The sequence below is a fragment of the Streptomyces sp. NPDC048248 genome, from assembly GCF_043201875.1.
Taxonomy (GTDB): domain Bacteria; phylum Actinomycetota; class Actinomycetes; order Streptomycetales; family Streptomycetaceae; genus Streptomyces.
In genome coordinates, this window is record NZ_JBICZL010000009.1 from 59848 (window position 1) to 84132 (window position 24285).

The following is a 24285-nucleotide window of genomic DNA, read 5'->3' on the forward strand; positions in this document are numbered from 1 at the left end:
CTCCTGCGCAGCCGATGACCAGTCGGCTTCACTTGGTACTGCGCCACCGGGCCGAAAAACGTCACAGCCGGCTGTTCAGCGCGGTGGTGAGAGTGGCGCCGACAGGGTCCGGCGCGGAGCTGGAGGGTGCGGGGGCCGGTGTGGACGCGCCGGCCGCCGGGGTGGTGCTCGGTGCGGCGGGCGGGTGCTCGTCGTCGTCCTCGTCGCCGCCGCCCTGGCCGCTGCCGCTCTGGCTGTCGCCCTTGCCGCCGCCGTAGCCGTCCTCGCCGTCGCCGCCCGACTCGCCGTCCTGGTGGGCGCGGAGGTACTTGCGGCAGAAGGCGTGCACCTTGTCGGCGCCTCCGGCGGCGCGCTCCAGGCGGCGGATGGTGCGGCGGTCCAGTCCGCCGTGGCCACCGGACTCGTAGGCCCGGCAGAGCCTCTCCACGTACTTCTGGCGCGCATCGCGGTCCGGCGGGGTGTCGCCGTTGTCGCCGGCGCCCGCGGTGTCCTCGGGGCCGGGGCGGTCGCCGGGGGTGCCGGTCGCCGCGCCATCGTTGTCGCCGCCCGGCGTCGGGCTGCCGCCGGGCGGTGTCGTGCCCTGGCCGGGGGTGGCGTCCGGGGTGTGCTCGGTGGTTCCTTCGGTCTGGGGACCGGGTTCCTGCGTGTCGAAGGTGCCGGGGGTCTCCGCGGCCGAGACGCTGGCGGCCGGGTCGGGATCGCCGCCGCCTTGGAAGGGCGTCGGGAGCATGCCGGTGCCGGCCGCGACGGCGACGCCGCCGATGGCGCAGGCCGCCAGGGCGACGGCGAAGCCGCGCCGGAAGGGGCGTGCGAGCCGGGTGCGTTCGGGGAGGTCGGCGCGCAGGGTGTGCGCGGCGACCGGCTGCTCGCCGGCGACGGGCTTGCGCCGACGCGCTGCGGAGCCGTTGCGCGCCTGGCGGAAGGCGGCCAGTGCCGCGTCCTCACCGGGCAGCTCTTTCCGGGCGGCCCCCCCGCCGGCCGCGGCCGCGGCGTCGAGGAGTTGCCTCAGCTCGCGTGCGCCGCCACCGTCCGGGCCTATCACCGGCTCACCGCGCAGCAATTGCTCCGCGGCGTCCTTGTCGAGCCAGTTGTACCGGTCGTCGGCCATCACATGTCCTTCTGCGTTCGTGCAGCCGTTTCCGTCACACCCGGTACGTACGATTCCGCCATGCCGTCGCGGCGTCTTCTGCCCTGCGCCGGCACCCCGCCCACCGTTCCACCACCCCGGCGCGGGGTGCGCGCGGCCCGCTCCGCCGGGGCCTCGGCGCCCTGCTCCGTGCCGTCCTCGAAACCGTCCGCCGGTCCGCCGTCCCCGGCACGCTCGGCGCTGTCGCCGTCGTCATGAACCTGGCTCAGGTCCAGGCCGGCACCCACCTCCGGCGCGTCGGCGAGCAGTTCGGCCAGGCGCCGCAGGCCCCGGTGCGCGGCGGTGCGTACCGCGCCCGGCCGCTTGCGCAGGACCTGCGCGGCCCCCTTGGCGTCGAGTCCGACCACCACCCGCAGCACCACCGCCTCGGCCTGGTCCTGGGGCAGCCTGGCTATCAAGCCGAGGGTGCGGCCGGTCCCCAGCGCCTCCAGCGCCTCGCCCGCGGTGTCGGACGCGGCGGGGGTGTCGGCGAGTTCGCTCTCGTCACCGCCGACCGCGGGGCGCCGGCCGCGCATGCGTATGTGGTCCAGGGCGCGGTTGCGGGCGATACGGGCTGCCCACCCGCGAAAGCGGTCGGCGTCACCGCTGAAGCGGGCGAGGTCGCGGGTGATCTGGAGCCATGCCTCGGACGCGACATCCTCGGCGTCCGCTTCGCCCACCAAGGTCCGCACATATCCGAGAAGTCGGGGATGCACAGCGCGATAGACGGTACGGAACGCCGCCTCGTCGCCGTTCTGTGCCGCCTGCACGGCAACCGTCAGCCGACTGTCGTCCGGCTGAATGTCGTCCCCTCGCACGGGTCCATCCTGTCGCACGCGGAAAGTCCGCCGCCCGGTCTTTGATCACTTCGCTTCGCTGACCGCTCATGCGCCGCGCGGCTCCGGACACCTGCCGGCCACCGCCCGCCGCCGGTCACTCGGCGCGCCGGGAACTCCTGGTAACCCGACTGTTCCTGCTGACCGTAACCCGTGCCGCCGCACGCTCCGAATCCGGGCCACCGCAAGGAGCGACGACCGTCCCGGTCCCCGGGCGGCCGCAGAGCCTCGCGGACCGGCCGGCGCGCGGCCCTCCGCCCGCCGCGGCGCCCGTCCGGTGCGCGCACCGTTCCATCTGGCAACTCCCGGAATCACGGCCTCTCTCGATCACGCACAGCGGCGTGATCAGTGCGCCAACCGGCGCGGATGGGCACGTTACGGGCCACTGCCGGGCCGCGTCCAGAGAACTGGCCGTGCCGCGGCCCGCACCCCGTGTGACGCTTTCGGGCCGTCCGGCGCTGTATCGGATAGGGGCCGTGAGCGGCCCCTTCGCGAACGACGGCCGGGGCCTCTCCTGTGGGGGGTGGCGGCCCCGGCCGTCCCTCGCTTCTGCCCGGCCCGGCCTTCGTCGGGCCCTTTCCTTTACCGGGCCCGTTCCGCCAGCGCCTTGAAGTCCTGCCAGGACATGGCGGGCGTCCGCGGATCCCATGTCTTCTGGGCCAGTGCCGCCAGCGGCAGCCGGATGCCCGCGGCGACCTGCTCGGTCGTCTGCGAATCGGCCAGATCGCACCAGATCGCGAACCGTGCGCCGGGCACCCGGTCGGGGCCGGTCTGATTCCGCGGCACCCCGACCGGCGTGGTGCCGCGCAACACCCGCGGGGTCCAGCTGCGGTAGATCCGCTCGCCGGTCGGGTAGGTGAACTGGTTGGGCTCGCCGAGCACGTAGTAGAGGTACTCGTCGTTGAAGTTCAAGACGGTGCGGCCCTCCCGCAGGAACGCCGCCGGGTCGTTGGCGCCCATCTCCTTGCCCGTCCAGTAGGCCACCGTGCGGTCCTTGTCGGGGCTCACCTCGCCGCCGGAGAAGAACCCGTCGTTCCATGCCTCGATGCGCTTCTTGCCCTTGTCGCGGACGGTCTTCTCCCGGTCGTTGAGCCAGCCGGTCGCCAGGTCCTCGATGGTGCCGTTCGGCCCGTACTTGTCCCGCGCGGCCCGCGCGAGCTGCGGATAGGTCGTATCGGGGGAACTGGACATCAGCGCCTGGTACTCATCGCCGCCCAGGTGCCAGTCCGTCGAGGTGAAGAGCTCCGCGAACTCGCGCATCAGCTGGTCGATGAGCTGGGCGGACTTCGGATTCGAGATATCGATGGCGCCGCGCACCGTGCCGCCCTGCGCGTTGCGCAGCTGGAGGTCCTGGTGCTTGTTCAGGACCGCGCCCAGGTGACCGGGTGAGTCGATCTCCGGGATGACGGTGATGTGCAGACCCGCAGCGACCCGCAGCAGGTGGCGCACCTGGGCCTTGGTGAGGTGGTCGGCGGAGACGATCTCGGGGTGGGTGTCGCTCTGGATCCGGAAGCCCTGGTCGTCGGAGAAGTGCAGCTGGAACTGGTTGAGCTTGAGGTCGCCGAGCTCCCGGAGGCGACTCTCGATCCAGGCCGCGCTGAACGGTTTGCGGGCGTTGTCGAGCATCATGCCGCGCTGGGGGCGGTCGGGCCGGTCCTCGATGGTGCCCTCGGGGAGGCCGCCGGCGGTGCGCACCGCCTGCTTGACGGTCCGGGTGCCGTAGAAGATGCCGGCGTCGGTGGGAGCCGTGAGGGTGAGGCGGGTGCCGCGGGCCGTGAGGGTGTAGGCCTCGTCGGCGGTGCCGTCGACCGGCGCGTTGTTCGGCCGGTCGCCACCCTTGCCGGTCAGCTTCACCTCGATGTCGCCCGGCCGTACGGTCTGCTCGCCCCAGACCGTGGGCAGGCCGCCCAGATCCCGGGCCATCAGCCGGGCCTCGTCGGCGACGTTGCTCTTCGCGCCGGCCGGCACCACCACCCGGGCCCCCTTGGACGGGCGCCAGCCCGTCCCGTCGGCCGGGCGGAAGTCCCGTACCGCCGGGACGATGCGCGGCGGCCCCTTCACCGCCGCCCAGGTCGGGGTGGGCGCGGCCGACGAGGGAGCTGCGCTCTTCGAGGAGCCGGTGCTGCCGGGGGCGTCGGAGTCCGCCGCGTCCGAACAGCCGGCGAGCGCCAGCGTCGAGGCGAGGACCGCCACCAGGGCCACGCGCCCCACCGGGCCCCGCCGTGACCTCGGCCGGGACGAAGGCGAGGGCCACAGGGAGGTCGACGGCCGGGTGGAGCGCGGCGGCCGCATCGGATTCAACATCGTGCAATCCTCACATTTCAGGGCGAAGGCATTGCCAATTGCGGAGGCCTGTCGTCCACCAACCGCCGGAAAGCTCTCTCATCCGGGTGAAATTCGCGCATCCGTCGGACAGCGGTCGACAAGCGTCGTTAGCGTGGCGTCTCCAGCGGTCAGTCGCCCGGGGCTCCCGGCCGGCCGGGACACCGTCGGCGTGTCGCGTCGCACGCACCATCGCCACGACAGCTGTCACCTCCTCCGCTTCCTCCGCCCGCGTACCCCGGCTTCCGTCCAGCTTCCGTCAGCAGTCCGCCCGGCACCCGCCGAAGGGATCCATCCGCAGTCCTCCGCACCACCCGAACCCTCCCGGAACCGCCCGAACCCGGTCCGGCCCGCCTCCTGTCCGCCCCGTATCCGCATCCGTCCGAGGAGCCACGCTGTCCGGCGAGAACCCGGCCGCCAGGCCGACGACGCTGCACATTCCGCAGCCCACGCGCGGCGGCATACGCGCGCAGGGCGGGGCCACGCTGTCCCCGGACCCCCGGGCCGCCACCGGGCTGGACCGCTTCAACGCCGCCCCCCGGGACCTCACCGAGGCCGCGCTGCTGACCTGCTGCGGCAGCCGCCGCTGGGCCGAGCGGGTCGCCGCGCACCGCCCGTACCCGGACCCTGACTCCCTCCTCGCCGCCTCCGACGAGGCCTGCTACGACCTGGCCCCGGCCGAGGTGGACGAGGCGCTCGCCGAGGAATCGTTCTCCCCGCACCCCCTGGTCGGCGCCCGCGGACCGGGCACGCTCGCCGCCCACACCGCCCTGCGCGCCGCGCACGCCGAGTACGAGCGGCGGTTCCGGCACGCCTTCGTGATCTGCCTCGACGGCTATCGCGAGGACGAGCTGCTCGACCAGGTTCTTGCGGGTATCCGCACCCGGCTGGGCAACGACGAGGACGAGGAGCGGGCGGTCACCGCCGACGAACTGCGCCGATTGATCCGCGGCCGGCTGGCACGACTCGTGGCTTCTCATCCGTAAAGTGACGTTTCGTGTTTGTGTGATAGCCCGTTGGTGCCTGTTTGATCACACCTAAGGACCCCGGGCGAAGGAACCGACAAGTCGTCGCTACGATGGCCAGGGCCGGTGGACCGTACCCGGCCGGGCCCGACCGACAGTGAAGCCGGCTGGCCCCAATCCCCGCTCCCGGAGGGTATTTCCGTGCCGGCTGGAACGCTGTACCGCGGCCGGGAAGGCATGTGGTCCTGGGTGGCTCATCGAGTCACCGGCGTCCTCATTTTCTTCTTCCTGTTCGTACACGTCCTCGACACCGCTCTCGTCCGGGTCTCACCCGAGGCCTATGACGATGTCGTTGCGACATACAAGACGCCCCTCGTCAACGTGATGGAGTACGGCCTGGTGGCCGCCATCCTCTTCCACGCGCTCAATGGCCTGCGGGTCATCGCCGTGGACTTCTGGTCGAAGGGCCCGAAGTACCAGAAGCAGCTGCTGTGGACCGTTGTCGGTATCTGGGTCGTGCTGATGGCCGGTGCCTTCTACCCCGTGCTGCAGCACACCCTGCGCACGCTGTTCGGGAGCTGATGAAGCGAGATGTCTGCTGAAACCCACTCCCCCGCAGGTGCCTCTGCGACGGACGACGTCCCGCTCTACGACGTCGACAACCCGGCACCGGTGATCGAGCCGCCGCGCAAGCGCACCGGCAAGACCCCGCGCGCCTCACGAGGCAACTTCGAGATGCAGACCTGGCTCTTCATGCGCCTGTCCGGCATCGTCCTGGTCGTCCTCGTCCTGGGCCATCTGCTGATCCAGCTGGTGCTGGACGGCGGCGTCTCGAAGATCGGCTTCGCGTTCGTCGCGGGCCGCTGGGCCTCGCCGTTCTGGCAGGGCTGGGACCTGCTGATGCTCTGGCTCGCCATGCTGCACGGCGCCAACGGCCTGCGCACCGTCATCAACGACTACGCGCAGCGGGACAACACCCGCTTCTGGCTGAAGATGCTGCTGTACACCGCCACGGTGTTCACCGTCCTTCTGGGCACGCTGGTGATCTTCACCTTCGACCCGAACATCCGCTAGGCCCCGGGGCTGAGGTAACGACCAATGAAGATCCACAAGTACGACACCGTCATCGTCGGCGCCGGTGGCGCGGGCATGCGCGCGGCCATCGAGTCGACCAAGCGCAGCCGCACCGCGGTCCTGACGAAGCTCTACCCGACGCGCTCCCACACCGGCGCCGCGCAGGGCGGCATGGCCGCCGCCCTCGCGAACGTCGAGGAGGACAACTGGGAGTGGCACACCTTCGACACGATCAAGGGCGGCGACTACCTGGTCGACCAGGACGCCGCCGAGATCCTCGCGAAGGAGGCCATCGACTCGGTCCTCGACCTGGAGAAGATGGGCCTGCCGTTCAACCGCACGCCGGACGGCACCATCGACCAGCGCCGGTTCGGCGGTCACTCGCGCAACCACGGTGAGGCCCCGGTCCGCCGGTCCTGCTACGCCTCGGACCGTACCGGCCACATGATCCTCCAGACGCTGTACCAGAACTGCGTCAAGGAGGGCGTGGAGTTCTTCAACGAGTTCTACGTCCTCGACCTCCTGCTCCAGGACGTCGACGGGGTCCAGAAGTCCGCGGGTGTCGTCGCGTACGAACTCGCGACCGGCGAGATCCACGTCTTCCAGGCGAAGTCGATCGTCTTCGCCTCGGGCGGCACCGGCAAGTTCTTCAAGGTGACCTCCAACGCGCACACCCTGACCGGTGACGGTCAGGCCGCGGCCTGGCGCCGCGGGCTGCCGCTGGAGGACATGGAGTTCTTCCAGTTCCACCCGACGGGCATCTGGCGCATGGGCATCCTCCTGACCGAGGGTGCGCGCGGCGAGGGCGGCATCCTTCGCAACAAGGACGGCGAGCGCTTCATGGAGAAGTACGCGCCCGTCATGAAGGACCTCGCGAGTCGTGACGTCGTCTCCCGCTCCATCTACACGGAGATCCGGGAAGGCCGCGGCTGCGGCCCGGACGGCGACCACGTCTACCTGGACCTGACGCACCTGCCGCCGGAGCAGCTGGACGCCAAGCTGCCGGACATCACCGAGTTCGCGCGGACGTACCTCGGCATCGAGCCCTACACGGACCCGATCCCGATCCAGCCGACCGCGCACTACGCCATGGGCGGCATCCCGACCAACGTCGCGGGTGAGGTGCTGGCCGACAACACCACCGTCGTCCCGGGCCTGTACGCCGCCGGCGAGGTCGCCTGTGTCTCCGTGCACGGCGCCAACCGCCTGGGCACCAACTCGCTGCTGGACATCAACGTCTTCGGCAAGCGGGCCGGTATCGCCGCCGCCGAGTACTCAGCGGGCGCCGACTTCGTCGAGCTCCCCGAGGACCCGGCACGCCAGGTCATCGACCAGGTCGAGCGGCTGCGCGACTCCAACGGCACCGAGCGGGTCACGGAGATCCGCAAGGAGCTCCAGGAGTGCATGGACGCCAACGTGATGGTGTTCCGCACCGAGCAGACGATCAAGACCGCGGTCGAGAAGATCGGCGAGCTGCGCGAGCGCTACCTCAACGTGTCCATCCAGGACAAGGGCAAGCGGTTCAACACCGACCTGCTGGAGGCCATCGAGCTGGGCAACCTCCTCGACCTGGCCGAGGTCATGGCGGTGTCCGCGCTGGCCCGCAAGGAGTCCCGCGGCGGTCACTACCGCGAGGACTACCCCAACCGCGACGACGTCAACTTCATGCGGCACACCATGGCGTACCGCGAGGTGGGCGCAGACGGCGCAGAGTCGATCCGCCTCGACTACAAGCCGGTCGTGCAGACCCGCTACCAGCCGATGGAGCGTAAGTACTGATGAGCACCCCGACTCTCGACAAGCACTCCGCGGCCCTGGACGCGGCCGAGGACGGCGCTTCGCACACGATCACCGTCACCTTCCGGATCCGCCGGTTCAACCCGGAGATCTCGGAGGACGCCAGCTGGCAGGACTTCGAGCTGGAGATCGACCCCAAGGAGCGCGTCCTGGACGCCCTCCACAAGATCAAGTGGGAGCTGGACGGTTCGCTGACCTTCCGGCGTTCCTGCGCCCACGGCATCTGCGGCTCCGATGCGATGCGCATCAACGGCAGGAACCGCCTGGCGTGCAAGACGCTGATCAAGGACATCAACCCGCAGAAGCCGATCACGGTCGAGGCGATCAAGGGCCTGACGGTCCTCAAGGACCTCGTCGTGGACATGGAGCCGTTCTTCCAGGCGTACCGCGATGTGATGCCGTTCCTGATCACGACCGGCAACGAGCCGACCCGTGAGCGCCGGCAGACCGCCGAGGACCGCGAGCGGTTCGACGACACCACCAAGTGCATCCTGTGCGCCGCGTGCACGTCGTCCTGCCCGGTGTTCTGGAACGACGGCCAGTACTTCGGTCCGGCCGCCATCGTCAACGCGCACCGCTTCATCTTCGACTCGCGTGACGAGGGTGGCGAGCAGCGCCTGGAGATCCTGAACGACAAGGACGGCGTCTGGCGCTGCCGTACGACCTTCAACTGCACGGACGCCTGCCCGCGCGGTATCGAGGTCACCAAGGCGATCCAGGAGGTCAAGCGCGCGCTGATCACGCGTCGCTTCTGATCACGCCTGACTCCTGACCCCGGCTCCGCTCCGGGTGGCCGCCCGGACAGCGAACCGGGTGACGACCCGGGCACCGATCCGGGCCTGTACGTCACGAAGGGCCCCGCTTCCGTATCCACGGAGGCTGGGCCCTTCGGCGCTCACCGGCACGCCCACCGGGTAGACCAGCACCGGCGGCAGCGCGTCGTCCGCGAGCGCCACCGGCTCGTCACGGCAGAAGTACGACGGGACGAGCACCAGCCCTCGCCCCGCCAGACGCAGTTCCCGCTCGACGGGATAGTCGACCTCGAGCACCGGCGCCCGCCACCGCATGGCCGGCCCGAATGTCCGCAGCATCGCCTCGGCACCCGACTGGCCCAGCGCGTGGGTGCGTAACGCCCGGTCCGCGGCGACCCATTGGGCGATGCGCGGCCAATGGGGGGCGACGGCGAGATGGTGATAGGTACGCAGGCTGCGGGCGAGATTCCGGAGCGCGGCCGGCTCACCGTCCGCGATGCCGCGTGCCCATCCCGGCAGCGGCTGCTGCGTGGCCAGCAGGTCCAGTTCGGCGCGGAGCCTGGCCCGTGGTGTGCTCATCACGGCCTCCAGCCCGGGCTCGACGCCGGCCGCGGCGGCGGGCGGTGTGAGGAAGTCCGGGAAGTAGCCGTGGAGCGGGACCAGCGGCAGCAAGGTGCGCAGCGGCCCTGGCCCCTGCCGCACCGCGTCCCGGCGCCAGGCGGCCAACGCCGGCTCGGCACGGTGATCCCGCAGGCTGTGCAGGCTCAGCACGGTCTCCCACAAGGGATCGGCACCGTCCGCCAGCCGGGTACGGGCCAGATCCTGCGCGGTGAAATGCACTCTCAGCACGCCATCCCCCTGCTCCCGCCGCTCCCCCGAACGGCGTGGACATTGAGGATCCGTCGCCCCGGCCGGTTCCGCAAGCCAAACGCGCGAGTCGGTGGGGACGGGGGTGAATCGGGGTGAGCGAGATGCCGCGGGGAAGCTGGTGGTGGAGGCCGGCAGGCAGCTGTCAGGCGGACCGGAGTGCCCTCGGCGGCATTGCCTCGTCCTCGGTGCGGCGCTCCCGCATGCCCCGCTCGTACGCCCCCAGGGCCTCCCGGTGGCTGCGCAACTTCTCGATCTCCTCGTCCAGCTGCGCCATCTGCCGCTCCACCACCGCCCGGGAGAGGTCGCAGGAGATGAGGGCGGGGCCGCCTTGGGCGCAGGGCAGCAGATCACGGATCGCGTCCGTGTTCATGCCCGCGGCGAGGAGTTCGCGGATGCGGGCGACGGTGTCCGCCGAATCCGGGCCGTAACTGCGGTAGCCGTTGGTATCGCGCCGGGCACGGAGCAGCCCCCGCTGCTCGTAATAGCGAAGCGAGCGCGTGCTGACGCCCGTACGACGCGACAGCTCACCGATCCTCATCCGGGTCCCCCATGCCATCTCTCGACGCCGACTTGACCTTCACACCGGCGTCAAGGTGCAACCTCGTTCCCATGACGCACATTCCCGCGAACAGCGCTGCAACTTCCTCCGCACCGGCCTCCGCTGCCGCATCTCCCGCCACGGCCGACGCCACCACGCGCGTTCTGCCGCGGCTGTCCACGGCGACGACCGGTGACGCGCACGGCCCCGGCATCCTGTTGGCACACGGCGCGACCGGCAGCATCGAGAGGAACTTCTCCCCGCTCATCCCCGTCCTCACCGCATCCGGCCACCGCGTCGTCGCCCCCGACTACCCGGGCTCCGGTCGTACCCCGCGCGCCACCGCCCCGTTGACGCTGGACGCCCTGGCCGACGCGTTGGTTGCCGAGGCCGAAGCGGCGGGCCTGGAGACCTTCACGCTGATCGGCTTCTCGCTGGGCACCGCCGTGTCCGTACGGGCCGCCGCCCGCCACCCCGACCGGGTCCGCGGCCTGGTCCTGACCTCGGCACTCGCCCGCCCCGACCGACGCCTCGACCTCTGGCTTGCCCTGTGGCTGAGGCTGCTGGCGGAGGGGGACGACACGGGTTTCGCGCAGGCGGGAGCGCTGGGCAGTCTGTCCCCGGAGTACCTGAACGCCCTGTCGCCGAAGGAGCTGGACGCCGTACTGGACCCGAGCCCCGGCCTCCGGCCGCCCGGTTCGGCGGAGCAGGCCGCGCTCGTAGGGACCGTGGACACCACCGCCGACCTCCCGCAGCTCGCCGTGCCGACCCTCGTCATCGCCACGACTCGGGATCAGCTCCTGCACCCCTCGCTCTCCCGCTATGTGGCCGACCACATCCCCGGCGCCGCCTACGCCGAGATCGCCACCGGCCACGTGCCGATGGTCGAGCGGCCGACGGAGTGGGTGGGCCTCATCACGGACTTCCTGGCGGCACATGGGCTGTGACGGGGACCGGGCGGGGCGGGGGGGCTGACGGTTGCTGGGACGGCCGACTCGGGGGCTGGGCGCGGGAGCCGGAGTGAACAGGCGCGACCCGGCCTCCAGGGGCAGCTCGCGTTTCCCCGTATCCGGGCCGGGGGCAGAGCCGGAGCCGACCGCCGATTAAGGTCGTCCCGTGGACGACGCGACGACGAGCAGCGGGAAGGCGGCCGGGCCCGGGAGCGGCCCCGGGGCCAAGAGCGAGCAGACCCGGCGGCTGATCCTGGAGACCGCCCTGCGCCTCTTCCGCGAGCGCGGCTACGACCGGACCACGATGCGAGCCATCGCCCAGGAGGCCGGCGTCTCCGTCGGCAACGCGTACTACTACTTCGGCTCCAAAGAGCACCTCGTCCAGGGGTTCTACCACCGGATCGCCCAGGAGCACGCGGCCGCCGTCCAGGACATCCTCGCCCGCGAGACGGGCCTGTCGGACCGGCTGCGCGGGGTGCTGCTCGCGTGGCTGGACATCGCCGAGCCGTACCACGAGTTCGCCGCCCAGTTCTTCAAGAACGCCGCCGACCCCGCCAGCCCGCTCAGCCCCTTCTCCGGGGAATCGCAGGGCCCACGGGACGCCGCCATCGCCCTGCACCGCGAGGTCCTGGCCGGCGCGGACATCAAGCCGGCTCCCGAACTCGCCTCGCAGCTACCGCAGTTGCTGTGGCTGCAGCAGATGGGCCTGGTCCTCTACTGGGTCCACGACCGCTCACCGCAGTGCGCCCGCAGCCGCGCCCTGGTGGAACGCACGACGCCCCTGGTCGCCCGCGCGGTGGCCGCCTCCCGCTTTCGCGTACTGCGGCCCCTGGTACGCGAAGTGACCGATGTGCTGAGCGAGTTCCTGCTCCGCCCGTCGGACCGGATCGCCCCGACGGGAGAGCCGCCCTCCCACGGCGCAGGCTCCGACGGCAAGGGCTGAGAAGCCCGGAGGACGAGCCGGCCTACTCTCCCTTCCCCTCAAGGACCTTCTGCAGAAAGGCATCCAGGTTCCGCACCGTCCGTGCGATCCGCTCCTTGAGCGGCAGCGTCTCCTCGTGCCGCCCGGCGAGCTGCGAACGCTTACGGCCACGCACGTACAGGGAGCATGCGAGGTCGGCGCAGAAGTAGGTGCCGACGGTGTTCCCCTGCCGCCCCGAGGACCCCGCTCGACGCGCGGCGAGCAGGCTGACACCGGGCCCCGGATGCCCGGTCACACAGACCGAGCACACCGTCGTCTTGGTGAAACTCCGCCGCACCCCCTGCGGAACCCGCAGCGTCACACCGACCAGCTCGTCCCCACGCGGTGCCACCAGATACCCCCGGTCCGGCGCCCCCGGGTCACGCCACCCGAGAAAGTCCAGATCCGCCCAGGGCAGCTCGGCCACCCCCACGGGAAGATTGATCCTGCTCGCCTCCCCCTTCGAGCAGTTCACGAACGACGTGCGTATGGCTTTTTCACCTACGGGCTCCATGGCTACGGAAGCTAACAGCGGGGCGGGGGGTCGGTCCTGCGATTTTTTCCCGGCCCGACCGGCAGCGGTCGCTCCAAGGGAACGAAAGGAGAGCCGCCGACCGTGTGGGAACGGTCGGCAGCCCTCTCGGGTGCCGGGAGCGCGAAGGGTGCGTACGGGCGAGGCCGACCATCAACAGCGCAGGCGTCTCGTTCCGGGCCTCGGATGAGGGACCGATGTCACGCCGCCACATGAGAAAGCTGCCGCCCGGTGCGGATCGGGCGGCAGCTTCTCGTACAGGCGCGTTCAGCAGGCGTCAGTGCGACGGCCTGCGGTGAGTCAGCCCCAGGCCTGGCTTCCGGCGCTGCTTCGGCGGCGGACGGCGACCACGACACCGACCACGATGCCGATCACGATCAGCGCACCGACGCCGATACCGCCGTAGAGCATGAGCTTCTGCTTCCCGCCCATGGGCGGGTCGGGGTCCTGTCCCTTGTCGGCACCGGCCTTGACGGGTTCCTGCGGCGCCGCGCCCTTCGGCATGGGCAACGGGCCCTGGGCCGGGCCCGCCGCGATATCGCGTCGCAGAGCCGGGCCGGGCTGAATGAAGCCGTAGCCGTAGTGCGTGTCCGGGAGCTTGAGGTGCTTGTCCTTCTGTGCCTGCGGCAGGCCGGCCGTCTTGACCAGCCGGTTGGCGATCTGGCCGGGAGTGAGGTCCGGGAACTTCTCCTTGAGGAGCGCGACGGTGGCAGAGACGTAGGCCGTGGCGGCCGAGCTGCCGTCCGCAGTGCGGTAGGCAGAGTCGCTCTTGCCCATCGCGACCGGGACCTTCACACCCGGGGCGAGAAGATCGAGAGTGGTGTTGACGTTGTTCGAGTCGGATGCCTCACCGAACTCGTCCACCGCTCCCACGCCGATCGCGCCGGGGCACGCCACCGGGTAGTTCTTCACCGAGTTGCCGCCGTTGCCGACACCGGCCACGACCACCACGCCCTTCTCCACCGCGTAGTGGATCGACGCGCAGGTGTCAGCGGACGGGGTCTCCTCGAAGGACATGTTGATGACGTCGGCGCCGTGATCGACCGCGTATCGCGTGGCGGCCGCGCCATTCTTGTACGTCGGCAGCGGCATGATCTTGGCGCCGGGCGCCAGCCCCTTGACGCCGTCGGAGCCCCCTGCCCCGTGCCCGTGACCGGCGATGATTCCGGCCATGGCGGTTCCGTGGTCGCGAAGATCCTCCCCAGGGGCGAGGTCCTTGGACCCGTCGCCCTGCGTGGTGTTCGCGAAGTTCTCGCCCCGGACGAACTGTCCGGTCAGGTCCTGGTGGGACTTGCGGAAACCGCTGTCGAGCACCGCCACGGTGATGCCCTTGCCGGTGGCCGACTGCCACGCCTGCTGGGCCCCGAACGCCTCCAGCGGCCACAGATCCTTGCGTGTCTGATCTGCGGAGGCGGTACCGCCCGCGGCCAGCAGCAGCGCTCCCGTGAGCGCAGCACCCACCGTCGCACGCAGTGTTCGGGTGACCCTCATCCTTCGCTCCTTCTTGCTGTGCTGTCCGGGCGGCTGTGTTCCGCCTGAGGAGAGGCCCCGCACCTCAGGTGCGGGGCCGTCCTCGCGGGCCGCCGTGCGACGGCTTCGCCCGCTTACTCGATGACGCGAGGCGCCACATTACGTTGTGGAGTCCACGTCTCTTCATCCTCGACGAGGTAATCGGGGCGCTGCTTGGTGGTGCGCTCCTTCTCCTCGTTCCGGTTCCCCTTGGCTCCGGGGGCGCCTGCCATACCCTTGCCGCCTTGCCCGGTGCCCGCCTTCAGGCCGCCGCGGCTACGGTGCAATCCGGAGCCGCCCTGCTTGGCGCCACCCGTCGGGCCGCCCGGCTTACCGGCCATGCCACCTCGGGTACGTGCCTGCGCGCCGGTGCGCCCGGCAGCGCCGCCACGTGCCGCGTTGCTGCCACCCGCGGCGCCCGGCATACCGCCACCGCGCATCCCACCGGCGCCACGCGCTCCAGAGCCCGCGCCGCCGCCGGGAGCGCCGATGCCACCCACGGGGATCGCTCCGCCGAAGGCTCCGCCTGTGCCGCCGCTCACGCCGTGGCCACCGCCGGGCGCGCCACCACCGAGTGAGCCGCCGCCCGTCGGCGGGGCCATGGTGCCGCCCTGCACACTGTCCAGTCCGGTCTGCACGGGCAGCTCGGGCCGGCTGATCTTGGGCCCGTCGAAGCCTTCCGGCACCGCGGATCCGCCCGCGCCATTGGGCATCTTCGGAGTCACGGACGACGGCTTCGGGCGCGGGCCGCCGATCACGGGCATGTTGACCGGCGGCGGCGAGGAGCTCGACGAGGGGTGCTTGGGCCAGTCACCCTTGACTCCGCCCGGATCGGTCCCTTCCTCCAGAATGCCGGAGTGAGCTTCGTAGTTGGCCGCCAGCTCGTCCATCACGATGACGGCCTCGACCTGGCGCTCCTTGCTCAGCGACAGGCTGTCCCTGTTGAGCTCAAGCGCCATGCGGGCGTCCATCTTCGGGTTGGCCATGTCCCGGTGGAACTGGGCGTCGTCCCCGCTGTCATCGAGGGCGCTGTCGACCTTGCCGGGATCCTTGATCCCGGACATGGTCTTCTTGGCCTCGCGAAGGTTGTGGGCAACGCCCGTTTCGGGACCGGATTCCCGCGTGCCGATCAGCGTGCGCTCGACAACCCTGGCGTGCCCGTACGTCCTGTCGACCTTGTCGAGCACCTTGAGCGCTTCCCGGCGGAAGGCTTCGGCGGCAGAGCCCTGCCAGTGAGCCGAGGCGTGGTCCACGGCGTCCATGAAGGCCTTGCGGATGCCGCCGCGCCCGTCCTGCCCAGCGAGACGGTCGGCAGAGGCGCGCCAGTGGTTGCCGGAGTTCTCGATCGCGTCGGGGTTGGCGTGCTCGACCAACGCACGCAGCTCGCTGATTCCTCGGTGATGGAAGTCGGAGGGCGACGTGGGAGTGACGCGCTGGCCCTTGAACGCGCTGAGCCGCTCTTCCCGCTCGTCCGCTTTCCGCTGCCGCTCCATCGTCTTGGCGCTCTCGTACTCCTGCGCGGCGTCAACCATGCAGGCCCCCCTTCGTCCTCATCACCATCTGTCGTGCGTCCATCGTGCGTCGCTCAGCCGTTCATCGAGGTCTTGGCGTTGTGCTCCTGGTCCTCGTAGGCGCCGCGGCTGGCTTCCGTCTTGTCCCCGAAGTCACGGATGAGGTCCTGGAGGGCGGTGATGACCTCCGTCATGTACCCCTGCATCTGGTCGTGGGCGTTGGCGAGCCTGCCTCGCTCGATGAACTCGCCCCCGAATGCGGACTTCGGGATGTTCGTGCTGTACTTCACCTTCTGGCTCGGTTCGTCCATATCGCCTTGAAGGCGCTTCAGCTGACGTACAACGCCGTCCAGCTCGTCGAGGTCGACCTTGAACCGCTCAGCCATCTGCTCTCCCCGTTCCCCGCGTGTCCTGCCCGTCCCCTTCGCGCCGCCCACGAAGGCACGGTAAGGGCAACGTAAAGTCAATAAAGACTAGGGAGTTGACCCCCTCGACTGCAAGATCGAATGTCGGGACTAGTCCGATTTCGCGCAAGATGGGCACCGGATTTGTAGAGGGGTTGTTACCTACGCAGCGCAACCTGTCCGAGACGATCACGCCCGCAGCGAGGCCAGTTCGACGATCGTGATGTCCGGCGGGGCTCCGACGCGTACGGGCGGGCCCCAGGCGCCGGCGCCACGGGTGACGTAGAGCTGGGTGTCGCCGTAGCGCGCCAGGCCGGAGTTGGTGGGGTTGGTGGCCTCGGCGATGTAGGTGACGGGCCACATCTGGCCGCCGTGGGTGTGGCCGGAGAGCTGGAGGTCCACGCCGTGGCGCACGGTGTCGTGGATGGTGACCGGCTGGTGGGCCATCAGGACGACGGCGCGGGAGGTGTCGCGGCCGCCCAACGCGCGGGCGTAGTCGGGGCCCTGGTGTTCGGGCTCGCCGGCGAGGTCGTTGATGCCCGCGAGGTCGAAGCCGGGGAGTTCGGTGCGGGCGTTCTCCAGCGGGTGGACGCCCAACTCCCTTACGTGGTCGACCCACTGGGCGGCGCCCGAGTAGTACTCGTGGTTACCGGTGACGAAGTACGCGCCGTGCCGTGCGTGCAGATCGCGCAGGGGTGCGGCGGCGGGGCCGAGTTCGGCGACGTTGCCGTCCACAAGGTCGCCGACGATGGCCACCAGATCGGGGCCGGTGCGGTTGATCGCCTCGACGATGCGCCGGGTGTGCCCGCGGCCGAGGATGGGGCCGAGGTGGATGTCGCTGACGACGGCGATCCGGAAGCCGTGGGCGGCGCGCGGCAGCTTGGCCAGCGGCACGGTGACGTGCTTGATCCGCGGAGTACGCAGGGCCGTCGCGGCGCCGTAGCCGACGGTGGCCGTGGCGGCGAGGGTCGCGCCTGCCGCGACCGCCCGTGCGATGAAGACACGGCGGGGTGGGGACGGCGGGGACGGCAGGGCGGAGGTGCCGGGCGGAAGCAGGGTCGGGGCCTGTTCCTGCGCGGTGGGCGGGGCAGAGGGCTCCGCCCGGCCATCCGGCTCGGCTCTGTTCTCCCGGCCGTCCGGGGCGCCGGAGTCCTTCCCGCCGTCGCGCCCCCGCGGCCCCCGGGACGCCCGCAGCCACACCAGCCGGACGACTTCCCCCACCAGCAGCGCCAGGGTGAGGTAGAGCACCAGGGCCAGCCAGAGGTAGCCGGGCCAGGCCAGTGCCTGCTGGACGGGCAGGGGTGCACCGGAGCGACCGGAGAGCAGGGCGCCGAAGGCCGTCAGGGGCAGGACGTAGGCGGCCACGGTGCCGGCGCGGCGGAGCCGGCTGCCGGGTGTGGTGGTGTCGCGGACGAGCCGGCACCAGAGGTAGCGGTGCACGCCGAAGAACAGTCCGATGACCGGCACCACGATCAGGGCGAAGATCACGGCTACTCCACGTGTCCGTTATTCAGGTCCTCAGGAGGCGGACGGCGAGGACTGCTCGGGCGTGCCGTCCGGTGTGTCGTCGGCCGACCGGCGGCGCAGAGCGCGTACTCCACGGAACCCGATCACGCCGATCGCCGTCCCCAAGAGAAAAGACGTCACGGCGAGCACCAGATGCACCCAGAAGTAGGCGGTCGGGTCACCCGCGTCGTCAAAGGCGAGTCCGCTCCCGTCGTTCCAGAGGTTTTTGACGAAAGTGATCCAGATGAACCAGCTCCAGACCCCGAAGGCGAGCAGGAACCAGGAGACGGGGCGCGAGAGCTTCATGAGTTCCAGTATGGGCAGAGCCTCCATCCGGCGGTCGGCAGGGGCACTCTTCCGTGGGGTACCGGCGGCGACACGGCCCGGGACGGGTACGTTCACCGACGTGCCGACGACCTTCTCTGCTTCCACGGCTGTCCCTACTCCCACCACCGGCGCCGCCCCGGTGCGCACGGCGTTTCCTGTGCGTACCGCCGCCGCGCTGGCTTCTTCCGCGCTGCTGGTGTCGCCGCTGCTGTTGGCCGGCACCGCGTACGCCGATCCGCAGGACGGACCCAAGCCTCCCGCGGCACCCGCTCCGCCGGCGAAGATGTCGCAGGTCGGCGGGAAAAATCTGGGTGCGCCCGGCGTCCAGGTCCGGTTGAAGGCCGGGGCGCCGAAGCTTCCGGGGCCCGACCAGCTCACGGCCCGTTCGTGGATCGTGGCCGACGCCGAGTCCGGCAAGGTCCTGGCCGCGAAGAATCCGCACTGGCGGCTGGCCCCGGCCAGCACGCTGAAGATGCTCTTCGCCGACACGCTCATCCCGAAGTTCCGCAAGGACCAGAACTACAAGGTCAAGCCCGCCGACCTCGCGGACATGGGCGAGGGCAGCAGCCTCGTCGGCATAAAGGAGAACCTGACCTACTCGGTCCGTGACCTGTGGCTCGGTGTCTTCCTGCGCTCCGGGAACGACGCGGTGCACACCCTCTCGGCGATGAACGGCGGCACGAAGGCCACCGTCGCCCAGATGCAGCAGCGCGCCGAGGAACTGAACGCCACGGACACCAATGTCGTCACGCCGGACGGTTACGACGCGCCGGGCCAGGTCTCCAGCGCGTACGACCTGAGTCTGTTCGCCCGGGCGGGCCTGCAGAACGCCGACTTCCGCGAGTACTGCTCGACACCCACCGCGCAGTTTCCCGCCGAGGCGGGGAAGAACGGCAAGCGGAAGAGCTTCGGGATCCAGAACACCAACCGTCTGCTGGTGGGCGACTTCGACATCAAGCCGTACCCCGGCATGGCGGGTGTGAAGAACGGTTCCACCACCAACGCCGGGGCGACCTTCACCGGTGTGGCCCAGCGCGGCGACCGCAAGCTCCTCGTCACGGTCATGAACCCGGGGAAGAAGGAGCACAACGAGGCCTACCGGGAGGCGGCCAAGCTCCTCGACTGGGGCTTCGCGGCGGCCACGAAGGTGGAGCCCGTCGGGCGGCTGGTCGGACCCCGCAGCGAAGAGGGTGACGCGACCAAGGTCGGTGCCGACAAGAAGAACGAGAAGGGCGGGCAGCACCACACCCAGGCGGCGCTGGACTCCTCGCACGGTTCGGGCGGCGCCTGGACCGCCGTGGCGCTCATGGGCGGCGCCGTGGTGCTGCTGGGCATCCTGGCGGCCGGTGTCCACCGCCACTGGCCGCTGCCGGACCTCGTACGGGGCCGCCGCCGGAAGTGAGCTGAGCGCAGGTCGGCCCGCTGCGGCGCGCCCGGGGCTTACGCCGTCCGCTACGTCCGCAGCCGCCGGTCGGCCGAGGTGCCGGGTGGGCGGGCTGCGGGACCGGCGGGGGCGGGCCCGGACGCGCCGCCGCGTGCGCCGCCTGACGGTGTGTCGTCGGCCCCGGCATCCGCCGTGCTCCCCGAGCCCCCGTCGGCCTCGGTCTCCTCCCCCGCCGTTTCGCTCTCCGGGTCCTGCGTCGCCGTCCAGGACGCGCAGAACACCAGCAGCTTCGCCGTGAAATTGATCCACAGGAGGAGCGCGATCGGGGTGCCGAAGGCGCCGTACATGCTTCTTGAGGCGACGCCCTGCAGGTAGCCGCTGAGCAGCAGTTTCAGCAGTTCGAAGCCGATGGCGCCGATGAGGCCGGCGACCACGACCGCGCGGCGCGGGGGCTCCGCTCCGGGCAGTCTGGTCAGGACGTAGACGAGGAGCAGGAAGTCCGCGAGCACGGCGATACAGAAGCCGGCGGCGGAGAGCAGGCTGCTGCCGATGCCGCCCTGCGGCAGTCCGATCGCATCGGCGGCCTTGCCCACCGCTGAGGACGCGAAGATCGAACAGGCGACCGAGAGCAGGGCGACGCCACCGAGGCCGAGCAGCAGTGCGCCGTCCCGCAGCTTGCTGACGAAGAAGTTGGCGCCCTCGTCGCCCTTCTCCCACACGGCGCGCAGACAGTCGCGCAGCGCCTCGACCCAGCCGATGCCGGTGAGCAGCAGCGCGGCACCTGCGATGAGGCCGACGGTTCCCGCGTTGTCGACGAAGCCGGCGAGGTCGAGCTGCCCCGAGATGCCGGGGATCTGCTCGGCGAGCTTGCCCTGGAGGGTGTGCAGTTGGCCGTCGCTGAGCAGTGCGGCGCCGATGGCGGCGGCGACGGTGAGCAGCGGGAAGAGCGCGACGAAGCTGGTGAAGGTGATCGCGGCGGCGAGCCTGGTCCAGCGGACCCGCAGCATCCGCTCGTAGGCGCGCCAGAGGTGCGTGGTCATCAGCCAGGTCGCGGCCAGTCCGATCACCGGCAGCTTGCTCAGCCGGTCCATGGCGTTCCCCTCTCGCGCCTCATGCCCTTCTCGTCTTGCGACGGGTGCCCCCGGAGATGCGGAACACTAGCCTCCGTGTACCCCAGAAACGCAGGCAGGTAGCCAGGGCCATGCCGATTCCCGCGCCGGACACCACGTCCGCGCGCCGTGAGGTCAGACCGAGCACGTAGTGCGAGATGCCGAGGCAGGCGAGTTGGACCAGCGCGCCGGCCAGGTTCACCGCGAGGAAGACCGCGGCCTGCCGCAGCCGGCTCGTGCCCGCGGTGGCGCCCCGGTAGGTGCCGACCGCGTTGCCGGCGTACGCGACCGTGCAACCGGCCAGGAACGACAGTGATTTCGCGGTGAGCGGCCCCAGGCCGACCGGGCCCCGCAGCCAGAGGAACAGTCCGAGGTCGACGGCGTACGCGAGGCAGCCGGCGACGGCGAAGCCGGCCATCTCGGCGAGCAGCCCGCGGCGGCCCGGCGCGCCGCTCCCGGGCTCCTCGCGCGGCGGAGCGGCGGTGGGCGTTTCGCTCATACGTCCGCGACGGCCATGGCGTACATCCCGATCCACACCACGCCGATGACGGCCAGTGTCCGGTCGCGCAGCACGACGTCCTCCGGTGCGCCGGCCGTGCCCCGGTCGGCGAAGACGGCGTACCGCAGCACGGCGAGGATGAACGGCACCATCGACAACTGCCGCCAGGGCAGCACGTCCGCGCTGTTGCCGCTCTCCAGCGCCCACAGGCAGTACGCGAGCACCGCGCCGCCGGCCGCGAGCTGCCAGACGAAGCGCAGATAGCCCTCGGTGTACTCGCGCAGCAGCGCGCGGGTCTGCCCCTTCTCGCCGGTCGCCCGGAGGGCCTCCGAGTACCTCTTGGCGGAGACCATGAACAGCGCGCCGAAGCCCGCGGTGATCAGGAACCAGCGGGAGAGCGGGATGCCGAGCGCCAGCCCGCCGGACATCGCCCGCATCAGGAAGCCGCTGGTGACGACGACGAGGTCGACGACCAGGACGTGCTTGAGGCTGACGCAGTAGGCCAGCTGCATCACGAGGTAGGCGACGATCAGCGCGGCGGTAGCGGCGTTGCACAGCACGGCCGCCGCCAACGGCACGAGGAGCGCCAGCAGCCCTCCGGCGGTGTACGCCAACGCCACCGGGACCTCGCCCGCGGCGACCGGGCGACGGCACTTGTCGGGGTGCGCCCGGTCGGCCGCCGCGTCCTGCGCGTCGTTGATCAGGTAGACCGCGGCCGCGGCTGCCGTGAACAGGACGAAGACCACCGCGAGTTGGCTCAGCGTCTGGCGGCGGAAGAGGTCGCCCGCGGCCGCAGGCGCGGCCACCACGAGCACGTTCTTGACCCACTGGCGCGGACGGGTGGTGCGCAGCAGGCCCAGCGGCAGGGCCACCCAGCGCGACCGGCGGGCGGACGCGGTGGGCGGGGTGACGGGCCCGCCTGGCCTCGGCGGCTGCTCCTCCAGGAGGGTGGTGTGCTCACCCATGGGTGCCGCCCGGGGAGGCCGATACGGCCGCGTGCATCCAGCCCGCACCCGCCCGCGCGGTCAGGGCGCCCAGCGCGGCACCCGCCACGACATCGGTCGGGTAGTGGACGCCCACGACGATGCGGGACACGCAGACGGCCGCGGCCAGCACGGGCAGCGCCGCGCCCGCGGGCCGCAGCGCGCCGAGCGCCACCACGGCGGCGGCGGCCGAGGTGGCGTGGGAGCTGGGGAAGGAGTGCTCACCCGCGGTGCGGACGAGCGGGGCGAGGTCGGCCACACGGGGGCGGGGGCGGCGTACGGCCCGCTTGAGGGCCATGCTCGCCAGGTGCGCGCCGCCGATCAGCGCCGTACCGCGCAGCCAGGTGCGGCGCCGGGGCCGGTCGGCCGCGGCGCCCGCGAGACCGGCGGCGAGCCACAGGGCGCCGTGCTCGCCGCCGCGGGAGAGGGCGCGGGCGACGGCGGCGACCCGGGCGTCCGCGCCGCAGTCGCGCAGCGCCACGAGCAGTCGGTGGTCGAGATCTTCGGGAGACAGCGGGGTCACCTCTATCCGATCCGTACGGTGCCTACCGTGCGTACGCATCCGTGAGCTCGTCGAGGGCGATGGCCTGGGGTCGGTGCCTGTACGTCGTGCCTGTGCGTCGGTGCCGGTATGTCGGTGCGGGGTGGGCGCCGCGGGCTCGGCCCCGTACGGATACGGGCACGCGCTTTCGCCGGTGCGGCGTTGACTCTTCGACTCTCACTGCCCGACGGCAGACTTTCCTCATGATTAGCCCAGACACACCATTAATCACTCTTTTCGGCGAGGAGCGGGCGCAGGCGGGAGCAATAGCGGCTTATCGCCTGATCCCCGGCACTACGGTCGGTGGCATGCCGCCTGACGTGACCTCCGCGCCCTCTCCCCCCACCGTCCCGGCCGGCTCCGCGGACCCCTTGGCCGGCACCCCGACCGGCCCCGTCGGGTCCGTCACCGGCTGGGGCCGCACCGCCCCGACCTCCGCCCGCCTGGTCCGTCCCGGCTCAGCGGCGGACGCCGTGACCGCGGTGCGGGAGTGCGGGCCGCGCGGCGGCATCGCGCGCGGGCTCGGGCGGGCGTACGGCGATGCCGCGCAGAACGCCGGGGGCACCGTCTGGGACATGACCGGGCTGGACCGGATCCGTGGCATCGACGCCGAGGCGGGCGTGGTGACGTGCGACGCCGGGGTGAGCCTGCACCGCCTGATGCAGGTGCTGCTGCCGCTGGGCTGGTTCGTGCCGGTGACGCCCGGCACCCGCTTCGTGACGGTCGGCGGGGCGATCGGCGCCGATATCCACGGCAAGAACCATCACGGCTCCGGCTCCTTCGCCCGCCACGTACGGTCCCTGGAGCTGCTCACGGCGGACGGCGAGGTCCGCACCGTCGCCCCCGGCACCGACCTGTTCGACGCCACCACCGGCGGCATGGGCCTGACCGGCATCATTCTCGGGGCGGTCATCCAACTCCTGCCGGTGGAGACCTCGTTGATGAGCGTCGACACCGAGCGCGCCACGGACCTGGACGACCTGCTCTCCCGGCTGGCGGCCACCGACCACCGCTACCGCTACTCCGTCGCCTGGATCGACCTGCTCGCCCGCGGCCGGGCGCGCGGCCGGGCGGTGCTCACCCGCGGCGACCACGCACCGGCCGAAGCCCTCGGGCCCCGCGCGCGGCGCGACGCGCTCGCCTTCCGGCCCGGCCGGCTGCCGCCCGCACCGCGTCATCTGCCGGATGGCCTGCTCAGCCGCCCGGCCGTGGCCCTGTTCAACGAGCTCTGGTACCGCAAGGCGCCCCGCCGTCGCACCGGTGAGCTGCAGCGGCTGTCCGCGTTCTTCCATCCGCTGGACGGTCTGCCGCACTGGAACCGGATCTACGGCCGCGGCGGCTTCGTCCAGTACCAGTTCGTGGTGGGGCACGGGCAGGAGGAGACGCTGCGCCGCATCGTGCACCGCATCGGGGACCGGCGGTGCCCGTCCTTCCTCGCCGTGCTCAAACGCTTCGGCCCCGCCGGACCCGGCTGGCTGTCCTTCCCCACCGAGGGGTGGACGCTTGCCCTGGACATCCCCGCCGGGCTGCCGGGCCTGGGCACGTTCCTCGACGAGCTGGACGAGGAGGTCGCTGCGGCGGGCGGGCGGGTCTACCTGGCGAAGGACTCGCGGCTGCGCCCCGAGCTGCTGTCCGCGATGTACGCCGACCTGCCCGCCTTCCGCGCCCTGCGCGCCGAGCTGGACCCGCACGGGGTCTTCACCTCCGACCTCGCCCGCCGGCTCGGCCTCTAGGTCACGGCCCGGCGGCCGTCGCGAACCGCGCCCGCCACGCCCCGTCCCGCACGCAT

Annotated in this window: 24 protein-coding genes; 9 read left to right on the top strand and 15 right to left on the bottom strand. The window is 71.4% G+C overall.

Annotation, left to right across the window (positions count from 1 at the left end):
* Positions 1-61 precede the first annotated feature (61 nt).
* The 3 genes from ACGFZW_RS20535 to ACGFZW_RS20545 form a co-directional block, all read right to left on the bottom strand.
* The gene (locus ACGFZW_RS20535; RefSeq protein WP_393894584.1) at positions 62-1108 is read right to left on the bottom strand and encodes a hypothetical protein; all 1047 of its coding nucleotides are present in this window, start codon (positions 1106-1108) and stop codon (positions 62-64) included.
* A complete protein-coding gene (locus ACGFZW_RS20540) occupies positions 1108-1944 on the bottom strand; it encodes an RNA polymerase sigma factor (protein WP_393894585.1) in 837 nt (278 codons plus the stop codon). The genes ACGFZW_RS20535 and ACGFZW_RS20540 overlap by 1 nt, the downstream gene beginning before the upstream one ends.
* Before the next feature lie 600 nt (positions 1945-2544).
* Entirely contained in the window at positions 2545-4266 is a 1722-nt protein-coding gene (locus ACGFZW_RS20545) for a glycoside hydrolase family 20 protein (RefSeq protein WP_393894586.1), read from the bottom strand.
* Between the two features lie 449 nt (positions 4267-4715).
* On the opposite strand from ACGFZW_RS20545, the gene ACGFZW_RS20550 reads away from it, so the two are divergent.
* The 5 genes from ACGFZW_RS20550 (at position 4716) to ACGFZW_RS20570 (ending at position 8875) form a co-directional block, all read left to right on the top strand.
* A complete protein-coding gene (locus ACGFZW_RS20550; RefSeq protein ID WP_393894899.1) occupies positions 4716-5270 on the top strand; it encodes a 2-oxo-4-hydroxy-4-carboxy-5-ureidoimidazoline decarboxylase in 555 nt (184 codons plus the stop codon).
* Positions 5271-5450: 180 nt separating this feature from the next.
* Positions 5451-5831: a succinate dehydrogenase, cytochrome b556 subunit gene (sdhC, locus tag ACGFZW_RS20555; protein WP_393894587.1), complete on the top strand. Its 381-nt coding sequence runs from the start codon at positions 5451-5453 to the stop codon at positions 5829-5831.
* A 9-nt stretch (positions 5832-5840) separates the two neighbouring features.
* Positions 5841-6323, top strand: a complete 483-nt coding sequence (locus ACGFZW_RS20560) for a succinate dehydrogenase hydrophobic membrane anchor subunit (RefSeq protein ID WP_393894588.1) — start codon at positions 5841-5843, stop codon at positions 6321-6323.
* Positions 6324-6347: 24 nt separating this feature from the next.
* Positions 6348-8102: a succinate dehydrogenase flavoprotein subunit gene (gene sdhA, locus ACGFZW_RS20565; protein ID WP_393894589.1), complete on the top strand. Its 1755-nt coding sequence runs from the start codon at positions 6348-6350 to the stop codon at positions 8100-8102.
* Positions 8102-8875 (top strand): succinate dehydrogenase iron-sulfur subunit, encoded by a 774-nt coding sequence (locus tag ACGFZW_RS20570; RefSeq protein WP_393894590.1) that lies wholly within the window; start codon positions 8102-8104, stop codon positions 8873-8875. Before sdhA ends, ACGFZW_RS20570 begins: the two co-directional genes overlap by 1 nt.
* Here ACGFZW_RS20570 and ACGFZW_RS20575 read toward each other — a convergent pair whose 3' ends face one another.
* Both ACGFZW_RS20575 and ACGFZW_RS20580 read right to left on the bottom strand, forming a co-directional pair.
* A complete protein-coding gene (locus ACGFZW_RS20575; protein WP_393894591.1) occupies positions 8876-9721 on the bottom strand; it encodes a DUF5937 family protein in 846 nt (281 codons plus the stop codon).
* Between the two features lie 163 nt (positions 9722-9884).
* Positions 9885-10280 (bottom strand): MerR family transcriptional regulator, encoded by a 396-nt coding sequence (locus ACGFZW_RS20580; RefSeq protein WP_393894592.1) that lies wholly within the window; start codon positions 10278-10280, stop codon positions 9885-9887.
* A gap of 71 nt (positions 10281-10351) precedes the next feature.
* Here ACGFZW_RS20580 and ACGFZW_RS20585 point away from each other — a divergent pair, with 71 nt between their 5' ends.
* Positions 10352-11227: an alpha/beta fold hydrolase gene (locus ACGFZW_RS20585; RefSeq protein WP_393894593.1), complete on the top strand. Its 876-nt coding sequence runs from the start codon at positions 10352-10354 to the stop codon at positions 11225-11227.
* Positions 11228-11396: 169 nt separating this feature from the next.
* Complete coding sequence (locus ACGFZW_RS20590; RefSeq protein WP_393894594.1) at positions 11397-12173, top strand: TetR/AcrR family transcriptional regulator; 777 nt, start codon at positions 11397-11399, stop codon at positions 12171-12173.
* Positions 12174-12195: 22 nt separating this feature from the next.
* Here ACGFZW_RS20590 and ACGFZW_RS20595 read toward each other — a convergent pair whose 3' ends face one another.
* The 6 genes from ACGFZW_RS20595 to ACGFZW_RS20620 all read right to left on the bottom strand — a co-directional run bounded on the left by ACGFZW_RS20595 (position 12196) and on the right by ACGFZW_RS20620 (position 17959).
* On the bottom strand, positions 12196-12705 hold the full coding sequence (locus ACGFZW_RS20595) for an FBP domain-containing protein (RefSeq protein ID WP_393894595.1): 510 nt from the start codon (positions 12703-12705) through the stop codon (positions 12196-12198).
* A 318-nt stretch (positions 12706-13023) separates the two neighbouring features.
* Positions 13024-14214, bottom strand: a complete 1191-nt coding sequence (locus ACGFZW_RS20600; RefSeq protein WP_393894596.1) for a S8 family serine peptidase — start codon at positions 14212-14214, stop codon at positions 13024-13026.
* A 113-nt stretch (positions 14215-14327) separates the two neighbouring features.
* Entirely contained in the window at positions 14328-15764 is a 1437-nt protein-coding gene (locus tag ACGFZW_RS20605; RefSeq protein ID WP_393894597.1) for a hypothetical protein, read from the bottom strand.
* Positions 15765-15817: 53 nt separating this feature from the next.
* Positions 15818-16129, bottom strand: a complete 312-nt coding sequence (locus tag ACGFZW_RS20610) for a hypothetical protein (RefSeq protein WP_393894598.1) — start codon at positions 16127-16129, stop codon at positions 15818-15820.
* A gap of 207 nt (positions 16130-16336) precedes the next feature.
* Positions 16337-17635: a metallophosphoesterase gene (locus ACGFZW_RS20615; protein ID WP_393894599.1), complete on the bottom strand. Its 1299-nt coding sequence runs from the start codon at positions 17633-17635 to the stop codon at positions 16337-16339.
* A gap of 30 nt (positions 17636-17665) precedes the next feature.
* Positions 17666-17959 carry an SCO4848 family membrane protein gene (locus ACGFZW_RS20620; protein WP_393894600.1) on the bottom strand — a complete coding sequence of 98 codons (294 nt, stop codon included), beginning with the start codon at positions 17957-17959 and terminating at the stop codon, positions 17666-17668.
* A gap of 100 nt (positions 17960-18059) precedes the next feature.
* Here ACGFZW_RS20620 and ACGFZW_RS20625 point away from each other — a divergent pair, with 100 nt between their 5' ends.
* Positions 18060-19382: a D-alanyl-D-alanine carboxypeptidase family protein gene (locus tag ACGFZW_RS20625; protein ID WP_393894601.1), complete on the top strand. Its 1323-nt coding sequence runs from the start codon at positions 18060-18062 to the stop codon at positions 19380-19382.
* 50 nt (positions 19383-19432) lie between these two features.
* Here ACGFZW_RS20625 and ACGFZW_RS20630 read toward each other — a convergent pair whose 3' ends face one another.
* The 4 genes from ACGFZW_RS20630 to ACGFZW_RS20645 all read right to left on the bottom strand — a co-directional run bounded on the left by ACGFZW_RS20630 (position 19433) and on the right by ACGFZW_RS20645 (position 22517).
* Positions 19433-20455: a YihY/virulence factor BrkB family protein gene (locus ACGFZW_RS20630; RefSeq protein WP_393894602.1), complete on the bottom strand. Its 1023-nt coding sequence runs from the start codon at positions 20453-20455 to the stop codon at positions 19433-19435.
* Positions 20456-20474: 19 nt separating this feature from the next.
* A complete protein-coding gene (locus ACGFZW_RS20635) occupies positions 20475-20891 on the bottom strand; it encodes a GtrA family protein (protein ID WP_393894900.1) in 417 nt (138 codons plus the stop codon).
* Between the two features lie 77 nt (positions 20892-20968).
* Positions 20969-21937, bottom strand: coding sequence for a decaprenyl-phosphate phosphoribosyltransferase (locus ACGFZW_RS20640; protein WP_393894603.1), 969 nt, complete (start codon positions 21935-21937; stop codon positions 20969-20971).
* Entirely contained in the window at positions 21930-22517 is a 588-nt protein-coding gene (locus ACGFZW_RS20645) for a phosphatase PAP2 family protein (RefSeq protein ID WP_393894604.1), read from the bottom strand. The genes ACGFZW_RS20640 and ACGFZW_RS20645 overlap by 8 nt, the downstream gene beginning before the upstream one ends.
* Positions 22518-22804: 287 nt before the next feature.
* On the opposite strand from ACGFZW_RS20645, the gene ACGFZW_RS20650 reads away from it, so the two are divergent.
* The gene (locus tag ACGFZW_RS20650) at positions 22805-24229 is read left to right on the top strand and encodes an FAD-binding protein (RefSeq protein WP_393894605.1); all 1425 of its coding nucleotides are present in this window, start codon (positions 22805-22807) and stop codon (positions 24227-24229) included.
* Positions 24230-24285 lie beyond the last annotated feature (56 nt).